Below are 15,240 nucleotides of genomic sequence, written 5' to 3' on the forward strand. Positions count from 1 at the left end.
CGGCCGGGTCCTCCCGGGGTCCTGCGTGGATTCAGCTGTGGGCCTCGCTGGTGAGCCCGTCGAGGAGGGTGCGGACCTCGGACTCACGGAAGCGGCGGTGTCCACCCGGCGTGCGGATGGAGCCGATGCGGCCGGCGGCGGCCCAGCGGGTCACGGTCTTCGGGTCGACCCGGAACATGGCGGCGACCTCGCCGGGGGTCATGAGACGCTCGGTGGCGTCGGGTGCGACGGTCATGCGGCACCTCCTCGGGCCGGATGGCCCGACTTCCCAGGGTTCTGTCGCCCGCGGCCGGAGTGGTCGTCGGGCGGAGCAGACGAACTGGAGCGAATCGTGACACCGGACCCCTCACGTACTCGAACGCTAGTGCGGAGGTAAAAGGTTCACAAAGGCAGGAAACGGACGATCAGGTCGCGCCCGGCCCCCGACCCGGACGCCTACCCTGGAGGGCGTGGAACCCGCTGGATCGTCGTCGGGCGGCACCCCGCCGTCGTCCGACACCACCCCGCCGCCGGAGGCGCCGGCCCCGGCCCCGGCCCCGTCGGGCAGCCCCGGGGGCCTGGCCCTCGCCATCACGCTCTACGTCGCCGCCCGGGTGGTGCTGGTCGCGGCCCTCACGGGGGTGCTCGTGCTGGTCGGGCTGCCGCTGCTGCTGGCGCTGATCATCGCGCTCGTCGTGGCCCTGCCGCTCTCGCTGCTGCTCTTCCGGCCGCTGCGCACGCGGCTCAACCGGGAGCTGGCGGCGGCCGGTGCGGGCCGTCGCGCACAGCGGGAGCGCCTCCGGGCCGAGCTGCGCGGTGATCAGTAGGTGCGCTCCGCGCACGTGAGCACTTTCCGGGCCTATAGCCCCGGAAAGTGCTCACGAGCGCGCAGCGCACCTACGCGGCCACCACGGCCAGGCCGATCGCCGTCCCGACCCCCCAGACGAGCAGCGCCAGCCCGGTGTCGCGCAGCACCGGGATCAGAGCCGGTCCCCGCGCCCCGCCGAGCACCCGCCGCAGGGCCGGGACGAGCACCACCAGCGCGACGAGGCCCAGCAGGGCCCACGGCGCGCGCAGGCTCAGCACCAGGCTCATGCCGAGCGGGATGACGACGAGCGCGGCATACAGCACCCGCGTGTCCCGCTCTCCGAGCATGACCGCGAGGGTCCGCTTCCCTGCGACGGTGTCCGAGGGGACGTCGCGCAGGTTGTTCGCGACGAGCACCGCGCACGAGAGCAGGCCCACCCCGACCGAGGCGCCGATGCCGAGCCCGCTCGCCCGCCCGGACTGGGTGTACTCGGTGCCGAGCACCGCGATCGGGCCGAAGAACAGGAACACCGCGATCTCGCCGAGCCCGCGGTAGCCGTAGGGACTCGAGCCGCCGGTGTAGAACCAGGCACCTGCCAGGCACACCGCGCCGACCAGCAGCAGCCACCACGCGCCGCTCACCGCGAGCAGCACGATGCCGGCGAGCGCCCCGATCCCCAGGGAGACGAACGCCGCCGTGCGCACCGCCTCCGGGCTCGCGGTGCGGGAGCCGACGAGGCGCATCGGGCCGACGCGCTCGTCGTCGGTGCCGCGGATGCCGTCGGAGTAGTCGTTCGCGAAGTTGACGCCGATGATCATCCCGATCGCGACGACGAGCGCGAGCACGGCGGGCAGCGGCCGGAAGAGGTCGGCGGAGGCGGCGGCGCCGGAGCCGGCGACCACGGGGGCGATCGCGTTCGGGAGCGTGCGCGGGCGCGCCCCCTCGACCCATTGCGCGACGGTGGCCATGTCCACGAACACTAGCCAGCGACCGCGCGCCCGCCCGGGCACCGTCGTGGACGGAGGGCACCTTCGGCCGTCCCAGGCGGCCGAAGGGCACCTCCGTCCCCGCCCGCCGTCAGCAGGCCGGCGGCGGGGTGCTCGTGGTGACCCGGGCGGCGGGCACGTACCGGTCGGTGTCGATGCGCAGCCAGTCGGTGCTCGTGCCGTGGCTGCCGGCCACGGGGTCGCCGGTGACGCGGCACGCGACGTCCACCTGGGCGTCGTGGCCGACGAGGCCCTCGTCGCCCCCGCCGTTCGAGGGCGTGGACCGGATGGTCACCGGGTCCTGCGGGCTGTCGGCGGTGCCGAGGTGGATGTCGGCCGGGGCCTCGCCGGCGGGCCCGGTCCAGAGGTAGTCGACGGTGACGAAGGAGTTGTCGCCGAGCCCGAGCGCGTGGAAGGTGCCGTCGGCCACGTCGATCCCGGCCGGGTTCTTCACCGTGCGCCCGAAGCCGTCCTGGCCGTCGTAGTAATGCTCCTGGAACGCCTTCTGGGCCTCCGGCGTGCCCTGCGGGACGTCCGCCCAGTTCTGGCGCGGCGGGGCGGCGTTCCAGTAGTCGTCGTCGGTGTTCCACGGGCCGACGTCCCAGACGGGCACGATCGCGCACCGCCCGGCGTCCGTGCAGAGCCGGACGGTGTAGTCGCCCTTGCCGTCGGCGTCGAGCGCGTGGCTGGAGGGCAGCGCGACGAACTGGTCGTCCTCGGTGATGACGTGGCCGTTGGCGGTGGTGCCGCCGACCAGGCCCTCTCGGGTGGCGAACACCCGGTAGGACGCCCGCGGGGTCAGCGTTCGCTGCGCGCCGACCTCCCGGTCCGCCCGTACCGACACCGCCCGGACGGTCGGTCCCGCGCCGGCCCGCGGTGCGACGAGGGTCAGTCGCAGCGCCACGGTCCGCGCCGGGGCGGGCAGCACCGCCGGGGCGCCCGGCGTCGCGGGCACCCACTCCGACCAGCGCCCGGCGTCGTCGCGCCCGCGCACCGACGCGACCGCGGACGTGCCGGCGGGCAGGTCGGCGGTGACCGGCACCGTGAAGCGGTCCACGGCGCGCGCGAACCGGTGCGTGCCGAGGTCGAGGAAGCCCTGACGTGTGGCGCCGCGCAGGCTGCCGGCCCGCTCGCCGTCGCGGGGAGCGGCCAGCCGGGCCGCGCCGCCGGCGACCTGGACGCGGACGGCGCTGCCCGCGAGATCCGGGTCCCAGCGCTGGGCGTCGGTCCCGGGTCCCGGGGTCGGCGACGGTGCCCCGGCGGCGGCGACGCCGGTCGCGAGGAGCAGGACCGCGGCGACCGCCGTCACCCAGAGCACGACCGGGCTGGGCGCGGGGCGGCGCCGACGCGAGGTGCGCATGCCGCCAGCAACCCCGCTCCGACGGCCGCCGATACGTCCCCACGCGCCTCACCAACCACACGGGGGTCCCTCGATCCGGTCCTTCCGGGCCCGATCGGCGCGGCTGCTGGTGCCGGTGCGGTCGCCGTAGGTGTCCGGACCGGGTCCGCGTGGTGGACGTGGGGGTGGTCGCTGTGCTCCACGCGGCACCGGTTCGCCCGGCCGGGAGCCCGTCCGCTCACTACGCTCGCCCGCCGTGACCCCGTCGACCGTGCAGGCGCGCGTGGTCGTCGACGAATGGGTCCGCGGCGGGGTGCGCGACGTGGTCGCGTGCCCGGGATCGCGGAACGCGCCGCTGCTCCTGGCGATCCACGCCGCCGACGCGGCGGGTCGCCTGCGGCTCCACGTGCGCATCGACGAACGCTCGGCCGGCTTCCTCGCCGTCGGGCTCGCCGCCTCCTCCGGGCTCCCGGTGCCCGTGGTGGTCACCTCCGGCACCGCCGTCGCCAATCTGCACCCCGCGGTGCTCGAGGCCTCCCACGCGGGTGTGCCGCTGGTCGTGGCCAGCGCCGACCGGCCGCTCGAGCTGGTCGGCACCGGGGCCAACCAGACCGTCGACCAGGCGAACCTGTTCGGGAGCGCGGTGCGGGCGAGCGTCGTGCTGCCGCTCGCCGAGGAACGCCCGCGCGCCGCGGCCGGCTGGCGGGCCGCGGTCTGCCGGGTGCTCGACCGCGCCGCGGGCACCGGCACCGCCGACCCCGGGCCGGTGCAGCTCGACGTCCCGCTGCGCGAGCCGCTGGTGCCCGACGCCGGGGACGCCGCGGACCCCGTGGACGCGGCCGGGCTGCCCCCCTGGGCGGTCGGACGCCCCGACGGCGGGCCGTGGACGCGCGTCGCCCCGCACCTCCCGCGGGTCGGTGCCCTCGACCTCTCCGCCGCGGTGCCGACGGTCGTGGTCGCCGGCCACGGTGCCGCCGCCCCCGACGGGCTCCCCGCGGGCGTCCCGGTGATCGGCGAGCCGACCTCGCCGCTGTGGGGTCGGGGGCTACGCGCCGGGACGCGTCTGCTCGACGCCGCGCTGGACGGGACCGCCCCCGGACTGCTGCCCGCCCGCGTCGTCGTCCTCGGCCGTCCCACGCTGCACCGCGCGGTCTCGCGGCTGCTCGCCGACCCGCGGGTGGAGGTCGTCGTCGTGCCGGCCGCCGGCGCCGGCGGACCGGCCCGCCCGGGCTGGACCGACGTGGCCGGTACCGCGGCCCGTGTCGGGGCCCTGCCCCCGCCCCCGGCCTGGGGCGTGGACGAGGAGTACGGCGACCGGGTGGCGGCCGCGGACGCCCGGGTCGCCGACGCGCTGGCGGCGGCCGTGGAGGACGGCACCGGGCCCGCGCTGGCGGCCGCCCTGGTGGCCGGCCTGCCGCCGGGGGCGCTGCTGGTGGTCGGCTCGTCGAGCCCGGTGCGCGACGTCTCGCTCGCCGCGCGCCCGCGTGGGGACGTCACCGTGGTCTCCGCCCGCGGCGTGTCCGGCATCGACGGCGCGGTGTCCTTCGCCACCGGCGCGGCCCTCGCCCACGACGGTCCCGCCTGCGCCCTGCTCGGCGACCTGACCTTCCTGCACGACACGAACGGGCTGCTGGTGGGCCCGGACGAGCCGCGTCCCGAGCTCGTCGTGGTGGTGGCCAACGACGACGGCGGCAGCGTGTTCGCGACCCTCGAGCAGGGCGCCGCCGAGCACGCCGGGTCCTTCGAGCGGGTCTTCGCCGTCCCGCACGGCACCGACCTCGCGGCGCTGTGCCGCGCCCACCACGTCGAGCACACCGCGCCCGCCGGCGCGGCCGACCTCGCGGCGGCGCTCGCGCGCACGGGGCGGCCGGGCGTGCGGGTCGTCGAGGTCGTGGTCGACCGCGCCGACCGCCGCGGACTCGCCGACCGCCAGCGCCGGATCGCTCTGGATGCGCTCGGTCGCCAACCCGGGCACGGCGAGCCGGGCGTTTCCAGCGAACCGGGGGACAACGCCCCGATCGGTAGCATCGTCGGCGACGGTCCGTGAGCGGGAGGGGGCGGTTCGTTGCTGGAGCTGATCGGGGTGCACGCCCTGACCGCCCTGCTCGCCCCGACGCTCGTCCGTGCCCTCGGGCGCCGCGCGTTCGTCCTCCTCGCCCTCGTCCCCGCCGCCGCCTTCGGCTGGATCCTGACGCAGCTGCCCGACGTCCTGGCCGGGGTGCCGGTCACCGAGGGCTTCGCGTGGATCCCGGCGCTGGGTGTCGACGTCGCGGTCCGGCTCGACGCGCTCTCGGCGACGCTCTCGCTGCTCGTCACCGGGATCGGCGCGCTCGTCGTCTGCTACTGCGCGCGCTACTTCACCCCGTCCTCGCGCGGACTGGGGCGCTTCGCCGCGGTCCTGGTCGCCTTCGCCGGCGCGATGCTCGCGCTGGTGTGGGCCGACGACGTCGTCGTGCTCTACGTCTGCTGGGAGCTGACGACGATCTTCTCGTTCCTGCTCGTGGGCCAGGACGCCCACAAGCGGGCGAGCCGCGCCGCCGCGATGCAGGCGCTCGTCGTCACCGCCGCGGGCGGGCTGACGATGCTGGTCGGCCTGGTGGTCCTCGCCGAGGCGGCGGGCACCTACCGGCTCTCCGGGATCGTGGCCGCGGGCCCGCACCTCTCCTCCGCCGCCGTCACCGCGGGCGTGGTCTGCGTGCTCGTCGGGGCGCTCTCGAAGTCCGCGCTGATCCCGTTCCACTTCTGGCTGCCCTCGGCGATGGCCGCCCCCACGCCGGTCAGCGCGTTCCTGCACGCCGCCGCGATGGTCAAGGCGGGGGTCTACCTCGTGCTGCGCCTCGCGCCCGGCTTCGCCGACGTCGGCGCCTGGCGCCCACTGATCGCGGTGCTCGCCGCGCTCACCATGCTGCTCGGCGGCGTGGTGGCGATGCGCCAGCACGACCTCAAGCTGCTGCTCGCGCACGGCACGGTCTCCCAGCTCGGCTTCATGATCCTGCTCGCCGGGGCGGGGACCCGGGACGCGGCGCTCGCGGCGATCGGCCTCGTCGTCGCCCACGCGTTGTTCAAGGCGGCGCTCTTCCTGACCGTCGGCGTCATCGACCGGTGCGCCGGGACCCGTGACCTGCGCGAGCTGTCCGGGCTCGCCCGGCGCGCGCCGGTGCTCGCGGTGGCCGGGACGCTCGCGGCGGCGTCGATGGCGGGCATCCCGCCGCTGCTCGGCTTCGTCACCAAGGAGGGCGCGTTCGAGGCGTTCCTCCACGGTGCTTACGACCCTCCGGGCACCACGGCCCCGCTCGCACCGTTCCTGCTCGCCGTCGTCGTCCTCGGCTCGGTGCTCACCGTCGCCTACAGCGCCCGGTTCGTGGCCGGCGCCTTCACCGACGCGTTCACCACCGAGCCGCACCGGACGTGGATCCGCCCGGGCCCGCTCTTCGTCGCACCGCCCGCGGTCCTCGCGCTCGCCTGCCTGGCCGCCGGCCCCGCGATCGCGCTGCTCACGCCGCTGCTCACCGAATACGCGGACACCCTCCCCGCGACCTACGCCTCGCCGCTCGTGCTGGAGCTCTGGCCCGGGATCACCCTCGCCCTCGGGCTCTCGGTGCTCGCCATCGTGCTCGGCCTGCTCGTCGCCCTGCCCGGCGTGTCGGGGCGCGTGGCGGCGGTCCGCCCGCTCGCGGCGATCCGTTCCGAGGTCACCTGGCGGACCCTCGTGCACGCCGTCGAGGCGGGCTCACTGCGGGTCACCGCACGGACCCAGCGCGGGTCGCTCGCCGTCGTCGTGTGCACCGTGCTCGCGGTGCTGCTCGCCGGGCCCGGGGTGGCGCTGGTGGCGACCGGGGCGCTCGGGGAGATCCGCGTCGACCGGGTCGCCGACTCCCCGGCGCAGGTCGTCCTCGCCGTTCTCGCCGTCGTGTCCACCGTGGCGTCCGCCCTCGCCCGGCGCCGGCTCGCCGCGGTCCTGCTCGTCGGCGGCCTGGGTTACGCGCTCGCGGCAATCTTCGCGCTGGCCGGGGCGCCGGACGTCGCCCTCACCCAGGCCCTCGTGGAGACGATGACGCTCGTCGTGGTCGTCCTCGTACTGCGCCGCCTTCCCCGGGACATCACCGAGCACCACCCGCCGCGCCGACGGCTGGCCCGCCTCGCGATCGCCGCCCCGATCGGGGTGCTCATCGCGCTGCTCGGGGCCACCGCCCTGGGCGCGCGATCGCTGCCCGCGGTCTCCCTGGCCTTCCCCTCGCAGGCCTACGCGGTCGGGGCGGGCCAGAACGTCGTCAACGTGACGCTGGTCGACATCCGGGCCTGGGACACCATCGGCGAGCTCTCCGTGCTGGTCGCGGCCGCGACCGGGGTGGCGAGCCTGGTCTTCCTCGACCGCCGCACCGGCACCCCGCCGGGAGCCCGACGACGGCGGGCGCGGGCCGCGGTGGCGCCGGGACCCGCCGAGGGGTCGGCCTGGCTGCGGGGCCCGACCCTCGAGCGCCTGGCCCGCCGGGCCCGCCCTGGCCCCGCGGTGACCGAGCGGACGCTGCTGCTCGAGGTCATCACCCGCCTCGTCTTCCCGACGATCATGGTGGTCTCGGTCTACTTCCTGTTCGCCGGGCACAACGCGCCGGGCGGGGGCTTCGCGGGCGGCCTGCTCGCGGGCCTCGCGCTCGTCGTGCGCTACGTGGCCGGCGGGCGCTACGAGCTGGGGGAGGCGGCCCCGGTCGAGGCGGGCACGCTGCTCGGCGCGGGCCTGCTGTGCGCCGGGCTCTCCGGCCTCGGCGGGCTCGTGCTCGGGGGCGAGGTGCTGCAGACCGCGGTGCTCGAGCTGGACGTGCCCGTCCTCGGCCACGTCAAGCTCGTGACCTCGCTGTTCTTCGACGTCGGCGTCTACCTCGTCGTCGTGGGTCTCGTCCTGGACGTCCTGCGCAGCCTCGGCGCTGAGCTGGACCGGCTGGGCGAGACCCCGGACACCCCGGACCCCGCGCCCGCCTCCACCGCGGGAGGGGTGCGCCCGTGACCACGTCCTGGCTGCTGCTCGTGCTCCTCGCGGCGCTCTACACCGCGGGCGTCTACCTGCTGCTCGACCGCAGCCTCACCCGGGTCCTGATCGGCGTCCTCGTCCTCGGCAACGCCACCGACCTGCTCGTGATCTCCGCCGGCGGACCGTTCGGTGCGGCGGCGCTGGTCGGCCGCGCGCCCGACGCGGCGATGAGCGACGCGCTGGTGCAAGCCCTCGTCCTCACGGCCATCGTCATCACCCTCGGCGTCGCGGCGCTCCTGCTCGCCCTGATCCGTCGCTCGTGGGCGCTCGACCGCGAGGACGACCTCACCGAGGACACCGAGGACCGCTCGGTGCGTCGGCGGCTGGCCCGCGGCGAGCAGGTCGACGAGGACGAGCTGGACACCACCGGCTGCGAGCAGACCTCCGACACCGACGACGACCGCGCGACCGCCGGCACCGAGGCCCCGTCGTGAACCCCACCCCCGGCCTCGTCGAGAGCCTGCTGCCGCTGCCCGTGCTGCTGCCGCTGCTCGGCGCCGGCGCCGCACTGGTGCTCGCCGGCCGCCCGACCGCGCAGCGGATCGTCTCGGTCGGCGTGCTGGCCACGGTCGTGGCGATCTCGGGGGTGCTGCTCGCCGGCGCGGCGGGCGGACCGAAGGTGGTGACGCTCGGGGCGTGGCCCGCGCCCCTGGGGATCACACTGGTCGCCGACCAGCTCTCCACTGTCATGCTGCTCACCTCGATGGCGGTGACGCTGCTGGTGCTGCTCTACGCCATCGGCCAGGGCACGAGCGGCGACGACACCCGCACCCCGGTCTCGATCTTCCACCCGACCTACCTGGTGCTGACCGCCGGCGTCGCGGACGCGTTCCTCACCGGGGACCTGTTCAACCTCTACGTGGGGTTCGAGGTCCTGCTCATGGCCAGCTACGTGCTGCTCACCCTGGGCGGGACGCGGTCGCGGGTGCGGGCGGGCCTGACCTACGTCGTGGTCAACGTGCTCTCCTCGCTGGTCTTCCTCATCGGGATCGCGCTGGTCTACGCGGCGGTGGGCACGCTCAACCTCGCCCAGATCTCGGTGCGGATGGCGTCCGTCCCGCCCGGCACGCAGCTCACGATCCACCTCGTCCTGCTCACCGCGTTCGGCATCAAGGCCGCGGTGTTCCCGCTCTCGGCGTGGCTGCCCGACTCCTACCCGACGGCGGCCGCCCCGGTCACCGCGGTGTTCGCCGGCCTGCTCACCAAGGTCGGCGTCTACTCGATCATCCGCACCCAGACGCTGCTGTTCCCCGACTCCCCGGTGGCCGACGACGTCCTCATGGTCGCCGCGCTGGCGACGATGGTCATCGGTGCGCTCGGCGCCATTGCCCAGGAGGACCTCAAGCGCGTCCTCTCGTTCACTCTGGTCAGCCACATCGGCTACATGGTCTTCGGGGTGGCGCTGGCGACCCCGGCGGGCCTCGGGGCGGCGATCTTCTACGTCGTCCACCACATCACGGTGCAGGCCACGCTGTTCTGCGTCGCCGGGCTGGTCGAGCGCGTCGGGGGCTCGACCTCGACGACGCGGCTCGCCGGGCTCGCGGCCGCATCCCCGGTACTCGCGGTCCTCTACTTCCTCCCGGCGGTCAACCTCGGCGGCATCCCGCCGCTCTCGGGCTTCGTCGGGAAGCTGGGGCTCGTCGAGGCCGGTGTGCAGGACGGGTCGGTGCTGGCCTGGCTGCTCGTCGGCGGGGCGGTGCTCACCAGCCTGCTCACGCTCTACGCGATGGCGAAGGTCTGGGTGCTGGCGTTCTGGCGCCCGGCCGACCAGTTGCCCGTCGAGGATCCCGACGACGCCGGGGCCCACCGGTCGGACGACGACGAGCGCTACCCCGTCCTGATCGGGGCCGGACCGTCCCGCGGGGGGAGCGGTGCCCCGGCGTATTCCGGGGAGCTCCTCGGGACGCCGTCGCGCTCCGGGCAGGGCTGGGTCCGGGTCCCGCTGCCCGCGCTGATGACCGGGGCGACGGTGGCGCTGGTGACCGTGGGCGTCGCGCTCACCGTCGCCGCCGGCCCGCTGTACACGCTCACCGACCGCGCGGCCGCCGACCTCACCGCCCGCACGCCCTACGTGTCCGCGGTGTTCGGGCAGGCCGTCGACACCCGGGTCGCGCGGTGAGCCCCGGGTGGTGGCGCCGCCCGCGCCTGCTGCGCGTGGCGTGGCTGACACTGGTGTGGGTCCTGCTCTGGGGCACGTTCTCCTGGGCGAACCTGCTCGGCGGGATCGTCGTGGCCGTCGCCGTCCTGGTGCTGTTCCCGCTCCCGCCGGTGTCCTCGGGCGGGGGGCTGCGCCCGCTCGGGCTGCTGCGCGTGCTGCTCGACGTGGCCCGCGACCTCGCGGTCTCGAGCGTGCAGGTGGCCTGGCAGTCGGTGCGTCCCGGGCCGCCGCCGCGCAGCTCGATCGTCGCGGTCGAGGTGCGCGACGACTCCGAGCTGCTCATGGCCCTGCTCGTCGAGTGCCTCTCGCTGGTGCCGGGCAGCGTCGTCGTCGAGGCGTCCGCGCCCGAGCGGACGCTGTGGGCCCACGTCCTGGGCGCCGACGACGAGGCCGCGATCGCCCGGTTCCGCCGCCGGACCGACCGGCTCGTCGCCGACCTGCTCGCGGCCGGGGTGCACCGGGTCCGCGTCCAGCCGGACCGCGCGGCGCGGGTCGGGGCGGGCGACGACCCGCGGGACGACCCCGAGGCGCTCGAGGACCCCGGCGCCGGGAGCGGCTCGTGAGCGCCGCCGCGGTCCTGCTCGGCGTCGCGCTCGGCCTGCTCGGGCTCAGCCTGCTGCTGGTGTCCGTCCGCTTCGTTCGCGGCCCGTCGGCGCTGGACCGGCTGGTGTCCCTCGACGCGATCGTCGCGGTGATCATGTGTGGGCTCATGGTGCACGTGGCGCTGACCCACGACTCGGCGACGGTGCCCGTGGTCGTCGCGGTGAGCCTGGTCGGCTTCCTCGGGTCGTCGACTGTCGCCCGGTTCGTGGGACGGCGACGCGGAGCCGGCGACGACGGCGCGGAGGAGGACCGGTGAGCGCCCTCGCGCCCGTCCTCGACGTCGTCGGGGCCGTGCTCGTGGTGCTCGGGGCGCTGCTGGCGCTGGCCGCCGCCGTCGGACTGCTGCGCCTGCCCGACGTCCTGTCCCGGATGCACGCAGCGACCAAGCCGCAGACCGCGGGCCTCGTCCTCGTCGTCCTCGGCACTGCCCTGCTGCTGCGCACCAGCACCGACGTGTGGATGCTGCTGCTCGTCGCGGCCTTCCAGCTCGTCACCGCCCCCGTCACCGCCCACCTGGTCGGCCGGCTCGCCTACCGCTCGGGCGGGGTGCGCCCCGACGTGCTCCACCGCGACGACCTCGCCGGGCGTCCCGAGCCGCCCGACTCCACCGACCGTTCGTCCCCCGGGTGAGGCGCCCGTGAGCCCACGGGCGGCGATCGGCGCGACCCCCTCCGCTCGCCCCTTGTCGTCACCCGACCGGCGCACCGACTCCGTCCCGGGGAGGGGCGGCGCGGGGACCTCACTACGCTGGATGCCGTGACGGATCTGCGCGCGCTGGTCGCCGACCGCGCCCGGGTCGCGCGACGCGGCGCCGGGGAGGCGCTGCGTGCCACGAAGCTGGTGCTCGCCCCCGTGGTCCGGCGCGCACCCGAGATCGTCGTCGGCCTCGGGCTGGTGCTGAGCGTCCTGGCCGTCCTCGTCCTGGTGGGTGCCGCGCGCAACGACGCGGCGATCACCACCGACCGCGGGGTCGCCGTCGGCGAGGTGCTCGAGGGGTCCGACTCGCAGCACACGTTCATCCGCTACACCGCCTCGGACGGCGCGGTGCTCAGCCCCGACACCGGCGTGCTCTACCCCCGCGGCCTCGAACCCGGCAACTACGTGCTCGTCGAGTACGACCGCGACAAGCCCGAGCTGGTGCGCGTCGCCGGGCGGAACTGGACCGGGGGCCTCGCACCCGTCGCGCTCGGCGTCGTCGGCCTGTGGGTCGTGCTCGGCCCGCTCGCCTGGTACCTCGCGCGCCGCCGTCGCGCGGGCGAGCCCGGGTCCGGGGTGGCCCCCGACGCGCCGACGCCGCCCGACGCCGCGCCGGACGAGGCCGTCGCCGAGGACGGCCCGCCGGCCGAGGGCACGCGCCGCGAGCCGGTCGGGGCCGCACGGTGACCGCCGGCGCGGCCGAGCGAGGCTCGCGCGCCGGGCTCGATCGCGATCCCTCCGCCGTCGCGCGGATGTTCGACGCCGTGGCCGCACGCTACGACGTCACCAACACCGTGCTCTCCTTCGGCCGCGACCGGGCGTGGCGCCGCGCGACGCGGGACGCCCTGGCCCTCGCGCCCGGCGAGGTCGTGCTCGACATCGCCGCCGGGACCGGGGTCTCGACGGTGGAGCTGGCCCGCTCCGGCGCGACCTGCCTCGCCGCCGACTTCTCGCTCGGCATGCTCCGCGCGGGGCGGGCGCGGCACGCGGGCGAGGTGCCCTACGTGGCCGCCGACGCCATGCGCCTGCCGCTGCCCGACGCGTCGGTGGACGCCGTCGTCATGTCCTTCGGCCTGCGCAACGTCGTCGACCCGGACGCGGCACTCGCCGAGTTCGCGCGGGTGACCCGCCCCGGCGGACGGCTCGCGATCTGCGAGTTCTCCACCCCGACCTGGGCGCCGTTCCGCCGCGTCTACACCGACTACCTGATGCGAGCGCTGCCGCGGGTCGCGCGGGCGGTGAGCTCCAACCCGGACGCCTACGTGTACCTGGCCGAGTCGATCCGGGCGTGGCCCGACCAGCGGGCGATGGCCCGCCGCATCACGGCCGCCGGGTGGGGCGCGGTGAGCTGGCGGGACCTCACCGGTGGGGTCGTCGCGCTGCACACCGCCGTCCGCTGAGCCCCCCCGGCCCGATCAGAGCGAGCGGCACTCTCGCTGCTCCAACGCGCGGGACGGCCCGCTCGCTGGCTCCGGTGGCGCGCAACCAGATGGTGTTCCCCGTCCCGACGGGATCCATTCGGGATTCCAGCGGGCGTGTCGCACGCAACATGCCTAGACTGTGCGCGCCCGGAGCTAGTGAACGAATTCACAAGGAGCCACGGTGTCCGCTCACCACCAGGAGCGCACCCGGCAGGACGTCGGGGGTGACGACCGCTCCGCCGACGTCGTCGTCGTCGGCGCCGGTCCCGCCGGCTCCACCGCGGCCACCTACCTCGCCCGGGCCGGGCTCGACGTGCTCGTGTTGGAGAAGGCCGAGTTCCCGCGCGAGAAGGTGTGCGGGGACGGGCTCACCCCGCGCGCCGTCAAGCAGCTGATCGACCTCGGGGTCGACACCCGCGAGGAAGCCGGCTGGCTGCACAACAAGGGGCTCCGCGTGCTCGGCGGCGGTCTCTCGGTGGAGCTGCCCTGGCCCGAGCTCACCAGCTTCCCACCATACGGGCTCGTCCGGCCGCGGCACGACTTCGACCGGATGCTCGCCGACCACGCCCGGGCCGCCGGCGCGCGGATCGAGGAGCGCACCGCCGTCTCCGGCGCCGTGACCGACGACCGGACGGGACGCGTCGTCGGCGTGACCGCGAGGCGGGGCCCGGACCGCGAGCCGGTCACCTACTCCGCGCCGCTGGTCGTCGCCGCCGACGGGGTCGGCGCCCGCACTGCGCTCTCCCGCGGGATCGGCAACCGGGACGACCGGCCGCTCGGCGTCGCGGTCCGGCGCTACTACACCAGCCCCCGCTCCACCGACGACTTCCTCGAGACCCACCTCGAGCTCTGGGACCGTTCCGGGGAGACGAAGCGGAGCGGAGCTCGACCAGATCGAGCTGCCGAGGACCGCCTGCTGCCCGGCTACGGCTGGGTGTTCGGGATGGGCGACGGGACGGCCAACGTCGGGCTCGGCATCCTCGACCGGTCCAACGCCACCGGGTCGAACTACCGGGCCATGCTGCGCGCCTGGTGCGAGTCGCTGCCCGAGGAGTGGGGCTTCACCGAGGAGAACGCGGTGAACGACATCGGCGGCGCCGCGCTGCCCATGGGGTTCAACCGCACCCCGGTCTACGCGGACGGGCTGCTCCTCGTCGGGGACGCCGGGGGCATGGTCAACTCCTTCAACGGCGAGGGCATCGCCTACGCCATGCAGTCCGCGTCGCTCGCGGCGCAGGCCGTCCTCCAGGCGCGCGCCCGGCCGGAGGGGCCGGCCCGGGAGCGCGCGCTGGCCGGCTATCCGGCCGCCGTCCGGGCGGAGCTCGCCAGCTACTACCGGCTGGGCAACCGCTTCGCCCACGCGCTGCGCCACCCGTGGCTGGTGCAGTACACCGCCCGCCACGGGCTCCCACGCCAGGCGCTCATGCGGTTCCTGCTCAAGTTGCTCGCGAACCTGCATGACCGCCGCGACGGCGACGTCTCCGACCGGCTCCTCGAGCTGCTGCTGCGGCTGACCCCGCAGCTCTCGGACGCGCCGCCGTCCGCCGGGCGCTCCGCCCGGCACGCCAGGCCCACCGCCCGCTCGGCGACGGGGAGGGATCGCGCCGCGTGAGCCGACGACCGAACCAGGGGTAAGGCGACCCTCAACAGGGGGTCGTTCCCCCGCGCTCCGTAGGGTCGACCCCCGTCCGGAAGACGTGACCCCGGACACCGCGCACGCGGTGGTGGGGCCCACGGCCCGCACGGGGTTTCCCGGGGCGACGCCCCCACGACCAGCAACGACGCACGACAGCCATGATGAGTCAGCACGGTGCAGGAGGACTTTCCAGATGCAGGGTCCTGGGACGGCGGGTCTGACCGCCTACGTCCCGCTCCTCGTGATGTTCATCCTCGCGGGAGGCTTCGCGCTCTTCTCGGTGACCGCCGCGCCCTACATCGGGCCGCGGCGCTACAACCGCGCCAAGCTCGACACCTACGAGTGCGGAATCGAGCCCTCACCGCAGCCGCTGGTCGGCGGTGGCCGCGTCCCGGTCGCCTACTACCTCACGGCGATGCTGTTCATCCTCTTCGACGTCGAGATGGTGTTCCTCTACCCGTTCGTGATCAACATCGACGCCCTCGGCCTGTTCGGGCTGGTCGAGGTCGTGCTGTTCGTCGGGACCGTCGCCTTCGCCTACGCCTACGTGTGGCGGCGCGGCGGCCTGGACTGGACCTAGGAGAGTCG

General features: G+C 75.6%; 15 protein-coding genes. 12 read left to right on the forward strand and 3 right to left on the reverse strand.

Features of this window, described 5'->3' with window-relative positions; translation table 11 throughout:
* Positions 1 to 31: 31 nt before the first annotated feature.
* Positions 32 to 235, reverse strand: coding sequence for a BldC family transcriptional regulator (locus VGH76_RS07650; RefSeq protein WP_331556033.1), 204 nt, complete (start codon positions 233 to 235; stop codon positions 32 to 34).
* Between the two features lie 214 nt (positions 236 to 449).
* Here VGH76_RS07650 and VGH76_RS07655 point away from each other — a divergent pair, with 214 nt between their 5' ends.
* Positions 450 to 806 carry a DUF4229 domain-containing protein gene (locus VGH76_RS07655; RefSeq protein ID WP_331556034.1) on the forward strand — a complete coding sequence of 119 codons (357 nt, stop codon included), beginning with the start codon at positions 450 to 452 and terminating at the stop codon, positions 804 to 806.
* Between the two features lie 70 nt (positions 807 to 876).
* Here VGH76_RS07655 and VGH76_RS07660 read toward each other — a convergent pair whose 3' ends face one another.
* Positions 877 to 1,755, reverse strand: a complete 879-nt coding sequence (locus tag VGH76_RS07660; protein WP_331556035.1) for a 1,4-dihydroxy-2-naphthoate polyprenyltransferase — start codon at positions 1,753 to 1,755, stop codon at positions 877 to 879.
* A gap of 109 nt (positions 1,756 to 1,864) precedes the next feature.
* On the reverse strand, positions 1,865 to 3,133 hold the full coding sequence (locus VGH76_RS07665; protein WP_331556036.1) for a hypothetical protein: 1,269 nt from the start codon (positions 3,131 to 3,133) through the stop codon (positions 1,865 to 1,867).
* Between the two features lie 235 nt (positions 3,134 to 3,368).
* On the opposite strand from VGH76_RS07665, the gene menD reads away from it, so the two are divergent.
* From menD to VGH76_RS07720, 11 genes are all read left to right on the forward strand, one after another.
* Complete coding sequence (gene menD, locus VGH76_RS07670; RefSeq protein ID WP_331556037.1) at positions 3,369 to 5,159, forward strand: 2-succinyl-5-enolpyruvyl-6-hydroxy-3-cyclohexene-1-carboxylic-acid synthase; 1,791 nt, start codon at positions 3,369 to 3,371, stop codon at positions 5,157 to 5,159.
* A gap of 18 nt (positions 5,160 to 5,177) precedes the next feature.
* Positions 5,178 to 8,114 (forward strand): Na+/H+ antiporter subunit A, encoded by a 2,937-nt coding sequence (locus tag VGH76_RS07675; RefSeq protein ID WP_331556038.1) that lies wholly within the window; start codon positions 5,178 to 5,180, stop codon positions 8,112 to 8,114.
* Complete coding sequence (locus tag VGH76_RS07680; protein WP_331556039.1) at positions 8,111 to 8,572, forward strand: NADH-quinone oxidoreductase subunit K; 462 nt, start codon at positions 8,111 to 8,113, stop codon at positions 8,570 to 8,572. The genes VGH76_RS07675 and VGH76_RS07680 overlap by 4 nt, the downstream gene beginning before the upstream one ends.
* Positions 8,569 to 10,257 carry a Na+/H+ antiporter subunit D gene (locus tag VGH76_RS07685; RefSeq protein WP_331556040.1) on the forward strand — a complete coding sequence of 563 codons (1,689 nt, stop codon included), beginning with the start codon at positions 8,569 to 8,571 and terminating at the stop codon, positions 10,255 to 10,257. The genes VGH76_RS07680 and VGH76_RS07685 overlap by 4 nt, the downstream gene beginning before the upstream one ends.
* Entirely contained in the window at positions 10,254 to 10,859 is a 606-nt protein-coding gene (locus VGH76_RS07690) for a Na+/H+ antiporter subunit E (protein WP_331556041.1), read from the forward strand. Before VGH76_RS07685 ends, VGH76_RS07690 begins: the two co-directional genes overlap by 4 nt.
* Complete coding sequence (locus VGH76_RS07695) at positions 10,856 to 11,155, forward strand: monovalent cation/H+ antiporter complex subunit F (RefSeq protein WP_331556042.1); 300 nt, start codon at positions 10,856 to 10,858, stop codon at positions 11,153 to 11,155. The genes VGH76_RS07690 and VGH76_RS07695 overlap by 4 nt, the downstream gene beginning before the upstream one ends.
* Positions 11,152 to 11,529, forward strand: a complete 378-nt coding sequence (gene mnhG / locus VGH76_RS07700; protein WP_331556043.1) for a monovalent cation/H(+) antiporter subunit G — start codon at positions 11,152 to 11,154, stop codon at positions 11,527 to 11,529. Before VGH76_RS07695 ends, mnhG begins: the two co-directional genes overlap by 4 nt.
* A 126-nt stretch (positions 11,530 to 11,655) precedes the next feature.
* Entirely contained in the window at positions 11,656 to 12,282 is a 627-nt protein-coding gene (locus VGH76_RS07705) for a DUF3592 domain-containing protein (RefSeq protein ID WP_331556044.1), read from the forward strand.
* Entirely contained in the window at positions 12,279 to 12,995 is a 717-nt protein-coding gene (locus VGH76_RS07710; protein ID WP_331556045.1) for a demethylmenaquinone methyltransferase, read from the forward strand. The genes VGH76_RS07705 and VGH76_RS07710 overlap by 4 nt, the downstream gene beginning before the upstream one ends.
* A gap of 202 nt (positions 12,996 to 13,197) precedes the next feature.
* Positions 13,198 to 14,628 carry a geranylgeranyl reductase family protein gene (locus VGH76_RS07715; protein ID WP_331556046.1) on the forward strand — a complete coding sequence of 477 codons (1,431 nt, stop codon included), beginning with the start codon at positions 13,198 to 13,200 and terminating at the stop codon, positions 14,626 to 14,628.
* A gap of 217 nt (positions 14,629 to 14,845) precedes the next feature.
* Entirely contained in the window at positions 14,846 to 15,232 is a 387-nt protein-coding gene (locus VGH76_RS07720) for an NADH-quinone oxidoreductase subunit A (RefSeq protein WP_331556047.1), read from the forward strand.
* Positions 15,233 to 15,240: the final 8 nt, after the last annotated feature.

It is taken from the genome of Actinomycetospora sp. (assembly GCF_036497585.1).
Classification (GTDB): domain Bacteria; phylum Actinomycetota; class Actinomycetes; order Mycobacteriales; family Pseudonocardiaceae; genus Actinomycetospora.